The organism is Undibacterium sp. Di27W, from assembly GCF_049340345.1.
GTDB lineage: Bacteria > Pseudomonadota > Gammaproteobacteria > Burkholderiales > Burkholderiaceae_D > Undibacterium.
The window spans coordinates 21237-27357 of the sequence record NZ_JBMPOS010000029.1; the positions used below are offsets into that span (position 1 = coordinate 21237).

Consider the following 6121-nt stretch of genomic DNA (forward strand, 5'->3'; position numbering starts at 1 on the left):
TGGTGTCTGAAGCGACTGAAAAAAAGCAAGTTGCTATGCCGGATACTTTGCAGAAAATGCGCTGGTGGTCAGCGCTACATCTGGATTTGATTTCAGGCAGATTTGATGCACTCAATGCTGCCTGGGATAAAGATTGGCTAGCAAGCGGTGAGAGCAAAGCTGCACGCGCTATGTTGGCTTCGGAAGGAAGTGCAAAAACTAAAGAATCTGCGTCCTGGAGAGTGTTCTATCAATCCGATAAACCATTTTTTTGGCTACAACTGCCGACTAAGCATCTTGACCATGTACAAGAAGCTCTCTTCGCTGACGCTGGTAGCACGATAGGTGGAAGTAAGTCTAAAGGAAATATAGGAAAGAGTGTCGCTAGCTGCGCTTGGGAAGATTATCTTGTCAAGTTGACTGAGTTGCTTGTGCCAGCAAATACGGATATCAAGATAGATTCACCAGCACAGCATCTCTACAAAGCATGGTCCGGAGCAGTGCAAGTGCATTTGCAATGGTGCGGAATGACGTTGATGCTCTTGTTGAGTCAGACATGTGTTGAGCAATTATTGGGTAAAGACTTGTTGAATGCAGAAGCTGAAAAACGCAGCATTTCACACAAACCACCTAAGTCCAAGTTGGCTCCCTTGATGCAAGCTATGCAGCATAAAAAAGTACGTATTCGAGTTGAGTTAAGTCCGTGCGAAATAGAAATTGGCAATTTGCAGCAAATACAAGTAGGGGATGTGATCCCTTTGCCGCATGGTTTGGAGCAAGCATTACAAGTCAAATTTGCTAGTGGCGAGATTCTATGCCAGGCGTATTTAGGTGTTCAAGGCCAAAAAAAAGCCATCGAAATAATGATGGCGACGCCACTAAACAAAACAGTCGAAAGCAAATCGGTTGCTTGTTAAATTAGCTCAATGTAATACACCGGACTTGTGCATCACTGACTTACTACTATTTGAAAATTGAATGAACTATGAATCAACATCCTGCCACTTCCTTAAATAATTCCGAAGTACCTCTTTTGGCACAAGATGCCGTGGAGATCCAAATGATCAAGTTACCCGAATTAGAGGCGCATGATCAGGCACCGTCCAACAAAGCGCTGCCAGTCATGGCCAGCATCAATCCTTTGCACTCGGTAAAAACCAAGCTACAAGTTTATGTAGGTGAGGTTGAGTTAAGCATTGGGGAGTTGCTGAGTCTAAAACAGCATCAGATAGTACCGCTTGGTACTGATGTGGACCAGACCATAGACCTGATATTGGAAGGACACACTGTAGCACGCGGCAACCTGGTTGCTGTGGATGGGCAATTTGCTATCCAGATATCCGAATTACCTGTTTCATTAAAGCCTTGATCTCTGTATCAGGCAAATAACGTGAAATCCATTATGCAGATACTGCGCCAGGCCCGTGATGCGTGCTTGATAAGTTTGATGATGTTTTGTGTCAGTGTACAGGCGCAAGCACCAGCAGACGAAAACAAAGCCTTAACGGCTTCCACGGTGGCTATTGTGTCGGCACCAACTGCACAGCTATCGGCGAATATTCCTGTCATTCGCGATAATGCCAAAAATAAATCTGATGATATGTCGCCTGCTTGGCTAGGGACGGTCATTGCTTTATTGGCAGCCTCTGCCTATATCCTGATTAAATTAAAGTTTGGATCTTTTACTCTACGTGGGAAGTTTTCTGGACTGCAACAGAAAAATGAAAACACGGAACTGAAAATCAAGAAACAACTCATGCTGACTACAAAGACTAGTCTCCATCTCATCAGCTGGAATGGTGACGAGTTGCTGATTGCTTGCTCAGACAACCAAGTGACTGTGTTGGATAAAAAGAAGAGTCCTGCAAGGTCCCAGCCCGAGGCAGACAGCTTGTTGTCACCGAATGAACGGACATTATATGAATAAAGCCATGTCCATTTATCGAGTATGTTTATGGGCCGTCTTGCATTTATTTATATGCCTGGGAATTAATTCAACTGCCTATGCTGGGGATGTATCTTTCGCGGCTGAGACAAGTGCAAGTGCGCCAGAAGCAAGCTCTTCAAACTCGCAAGAAAGTAAAGTAGATGTAACAGAGAAAACTCAGGCGTTGCCCGCTACAAAACCTGCTGCAACGAATACAGTTAAAACTGTTAGCAACATCCCTGCAGTCGATGTATCGCTGTCGAACAAATTAAAACCGTCCATCCTCGCTGCTGGTGATACAAATCAGGCTCTGCGTGTCATTTTGGGCTTAACTGTATTGGCGATTTTGCCAGCAATTTTGGTATCAATGACGGCATTTTTGCGCATCATTATTGTACTGTCTATGTTGCGGCATGCAATCGGTATGCAAGAAACCCCTCCCAATTCTGCCTTGATCGGCCTAGCGTTATTTTTGACATTGTTTACGATGGCGCCGACTCTGCAAACAATCAATGATCAGGCATTTCAGCCTTTCATGTCCGGGAAAATGGATGCAGGTCTGGCCTACGAGAAAACCAGTGCACCCATGCGTGACTTCATGGTTAGGCAAACTCGCGAGCAAGATTTGGCGCTAATGGTAGAACTGTCCAAATCAAAGACCCCTGAAACCATGGATGACATTGGCAATCTTCAGTTGATTCCTGCATTTATGCTGTCTGAATTGCGAGCTTCATTTCAAATCGGATTCGTCATCTTCCTCCCGTTTTTGCTGATCGATCTTATCGTATCAAGCATTTTAATGGCTTTGGGCATGATGATGATGCCACCTATCTCCATTGCTTTGCCCTTGAAGATACTCATGTTCGTATTAATAGATGGATGGAGTTTGGTATTAAAAGCATTGGTTGGATCTTTCCACTAACGGCAACGGGATGGAAAGCAATGCGATTCTTGATGCGCATGTACATGAGCCGAAAGCCATGGAGGGCGAAGACGAGCTGTGGAAGAACTGGCACAGCAACGCCGACCTGGATGCACGGGAACGCCTTATTGCTTGGTATATGCCATATGCGAAAACGGTTGCCGCATCGATGTATAGTAGACGTTACGCCAATGATGTGGAATTTGCTGAGTATTTTCAGATTGCCGTGCTAGGCATGTTCGAAGCAATGGATCGTTATAATCCAGGATTTGGTACTCGATTTACGAGCTTTGCAGGTCAGAGGATGCGTGGCGCCATTCTTAACAGCATGGAAAGCCATTCTGAAAAATATCAACAAATTACAGTACGTCAACGCTTGAACGCGCAGCGATTAGAAGCCAGTAAGGAGATGGCCGCACCCGCAAACCTGAATGATAAAAATAAAGGCAAGGATGATCAAATTTTTCGCCGTCTCGCGGAAATCGGTTTGGGTTTGGCGCTTTCATGGCTGCTAGAAGATAGCGGCATGGTGGAGAATGATGATAGGAAATTCCAAATTCAGCCGGTCTACGAGAGTTTGGAATTAAAGCAATTACAGGAACAAATTAGAGTTTTGGTTGATCAATTGTCGCGGCAAGAAGAAAAAGTCATCCGCTATCATTACCTTCAACTGATACCCTTCGAAGAGATCGCCGAAATCTTGAATTTAAGCAGGGGACGTATCTCTCAGATACACCAGTCAGCTTTAAGGAATCTAAGGCATCTATTGGCTGCACAACGGCATTGTGATCTGGCATGTTGAAATCTCCGTTTTCAAAATACTTGCCTTGTCCACATGAAAGATGAAAGAAGCTTACTATGACAAATATGAACGCATCACAGGAGCCTAGCTTGGCTCAGCAGAATACAAATTTAACTAGCTTGCTAACGTTAAGGCAGCAAGAGTTCGGAGCAAGGGTCGCGCGACTGGAAACTTACTTGCATAGTGATCCGGAGAATCAGCCCCTTTTACTTGACGCTTTCACCACGGCCTTGCATGCCGCCTTTTTTGAGAAAGCAGAGCAGTTTCTAAAGAGCGCTCTGTCGATAGGTGTGGATGCATCCGCCTGGCAATTTCGTTGCACTAACCTTTATATCGCCCAGGGACGCTACGCGGAAGCTGAAGCAATTCTCCAGGATTTACAACAACATCAAGGCAAAAATTTGGCAATCAGCCACAATATGGCGTTCATTCGCTTCCAGCAAGTTGACTATGAAGCTGCGCTTGCTGTTTTGGATGCCGTAATCGATATCGAGGCAAGTACTGCAGTAGAAGAAGTGAATGAACTACAAGTTCTGCGTTTTCGCTGTATGCATCGATTGCTCAAATTGGACGAAGCAGTCGCATATGCTATACATCTAGAAAAGATACAGCATTTATCGGCGGAGGCAGCAGGAGTTGCTAGTCTTATTGCTGTCGATGCTGGCCAACTGGATCTAGCTGCGAATTGGGCAAGGTTGGCACTGGCGATTGTGCCTGAGCAGGTCGAAGCTTTGGTAGCAAATGCAACTGTCGCGCTGTCACAAAAAAATACCGAAGTATCTAGACACTTTTTGCTAAGAGCACTTGCAAAGAATTCTGTCGACGGTCGTATTTTGTCTTTACTCGGTTTTACTGAAATGTATGATCTTAAAATCGATCAGGCACTATCTTATCTTCAGAGTGCAGTCGTATACATGCCGGATCATATCGGTACACATTTAGGTTTGGGTTGGCTCTACTTCATACAGAAGGACCTGGAATCTGCACAAGCCGAATTTGAAACGGCATTAGCTCTCGACCATAATTTCAGTGAAAGTCATGGTGCTATTGCCGTTATCGCAGCGACTCAGAATGAGATTGAAAAAGCTCGTTTACACATAGAACTCGCCTTGCGACTCGACAAAGCCAATTTGTCCGCGCCATATGCACAGGCAATTTTATCTGGAGAGGCAAACGATGCGGAAGCGATCAAACGTTTGGCGCAGCGATTATTGAAAAACCGCTTTAAGGCAAGCTAATCTATCTATAGCCTTGGTTTTGCCTATACCTGAAAAGACGCCGTCGACCCTACTGCAAAATCATGGGGTCAAATCGGCGTTAATTTAGATTGAGAGTTTTATTAGACGCTTGGTGCTAATAACATATCTGTCACTTTTTCTATCATAGTGGCAAGTTCCGGGTCAGCTTGCATTTGATTTTGGATATCCTCTACCATTTTAAAGAATCTGGGGTCTGCTATGAGTCTTTCTCCTAGCTCATCTAACAAAACTGACTCCAGAAATACCCGAAAAGCCTTCTTACGTCTTTGAGGGTCTTCCTGCGGAATACCAGCAACTCTTTTTACGATTAAATCCCCCAAGTCCTCTTTCTTAGTCGGTGATGTTTTTTTTCCTTTGGCCACTTCCTTTTTTACGCCATGCGCTGTCGTATGTGTAGCCTTGCTGGCTTTACGCATTGAATCAATCTGGCTACGGATAATACTTGCCAATTGGCCGGTGCTTTCAATTTTCATTGTTTTTGCTTATACAAACTGTTTGTCAGGTATTCCATCGAATTGATAAAAAGTAGAGTGTTTTACCGTTGGTGGGATATTTTACGTCTAGATAGTTGAATTGATCGTTAAATGTAGAAGGGCCAGAAGTATTTTTGTTAGTTCACCCCATTCTCTATCTGAAACACAAAAGCTCCTGCACCAGATTTCTGTGTAAAGTACTGGTGCATCACGCAGTACAGTTCAAACTTAACTAAATTTAAATTCATAAAATAGCAATAATAATGGATTTTATTTCGATAAATTCAATTATTCAGGCTAAGCAATGGAATTTAGATCGTTCTTCGATTTCACCTAAACAAATTCCGGAATGTTTGGACTATTGCTCAATAAGTGAAGCGTGCAACGGAGAAGTTGTTGCGCTTCAAGTTAACTCATTGGTCATAGTCAGAACATAAAAGGATGAATTCATGGTAGCGATCGTCAGCGGAAATAGCACAGGTCTGAATTTAACATCTTCCTCCAACCTGGGACAGCGCGGCAATCTTGGTTCCGCCAGCCAGGGCAAGACCGGTGAACAAAGCATCGTCAACGTTGCCACCGGCAACCTCGTCCTGCAAGACAAAGACGGTTTCCTTGTCAGCCGTGGCAACGATCTTTCCGTCATCCGCACCTACAACAGCCAAGGCGTCATCAAAGACGACAATTCAGATGCATGGTGGATCAACGGTTATCGCCGCATCGTCAACCTGACAGGTACCCTGAACCAAGCAGGCAGCA

8 protein-coding genes are annotated in these 6121 nt (G+C 44.4%); 7 read left to right on the forward strand and 1 reads right to left on the reverse strand.

What is annotated here, in order from left to right:
• The first annotated feature begins 2 nt into the window (after window positions 1–2).
• The 6 genes from ACO0LF_RS30125 to ACO0LF_RS30150 all read left to right on the forward strand — a co-directional run bounded on the left by ACO0LF_RS30125 (window position 3) and on the right by ACO0LF_RS30150 (window position 4868).
• Window positions 3–896: a FliM/FliN family flagellar motor switch protein gene (locus ACO0LF_RS30125; RefSeq protein ID WP_423020895.1), complete on the forward strand. Its 894-nt coding sequence runs from the start codon at window positions 3–5 to the stop codon at window positions 894–896.
• Window positions 897–1039: 143 nt separating this feature from the next.
• Entirely contained in the window at window positions 1040–1348 is a 309-nt protein-coding gene (locus tag ACO0LF_RS30130) for a FliM/FliN family flagellar motor switch protein (protein WP_423020897.1), read from the forward strand.
• Between the two features lie 21 nt (window positions 1349–1369).
• Window positions 1370–1906: a flagellar biosynthetic protein FliO gene (locus ACO0LF_RS30135; protein WP_423020899.1), complete on the forward strand. Its 537-nt coding sequence runs from the start codon at window positions 1370–1372 to the stop codon at window positions 1904–1906.
• Entirely contained in the window at window positions 1899–2828 is a 930-nt protein-coding gene (gene fliP / locus ACO0LF_RS30140) for a flagellar type III secretion system pore protein FliP (RefSeq protein WP_423020901.1), read from the forward strand. The genes ACO0LF_RS30135 and fliP overlap by 8 nt, the downstream gene beginning before the upstream one ends.
• A 10-nt stretch (window positions 2829–2838) precedes the next feature.
• Window positions 2839–3630: a sigma-70 family RNA polymerase sigma factor gene (locus tag ACO0LF_RS30145; protein WP_423020903.1), complete on the forward strand. Its 792-nt coding sequence runs from the start codon at window positions 2839–2841 to the stop codon at window positions 3628–3630.
• A gap of 56 nt (window positions 3631–3686) precedes the next feature.
• Window positions 3687–4868, forward strand: coding sequence for a tetratricopeptide repeat protein (locus ACO0LF_RS30150; RefSeq protein ID WP_423020905.1), 1182 nt, complete (start codon window positions 3687–3689; stop codon window positions 4866–4868).
• A 101-nt stretch (window positions 4869–4969) separates the two neighbouring features.
• Here ACO0LF_RS30150 and ACO0LF_RS30155 read toward each other — a convergent pair whose 3' ends face one another.
• Window positions 4970–5362: a hypothetical protein gene (locus ACO0LF_RS30155; RefSeq protein WP_423020907.1), complete on the reverse strand. Its 393-nt coding sequence runs from the start codon at window positions 5360–5362 to the stop codon at window positions 4970–4972.
• 449 nt (window positions 5363–5811) lie between these two features.
• Here ACO0LF_RS30155 and ACO0LF_RS30160 point away from each other — a divergent pair.
• The coding region (locus ACO0LF_RS30160) for a hypothetical protein (RefSeq protein WP_423020909.1) at window positions 5812–6121 on the forward strand (310 nt) is incomplete at its 3' end.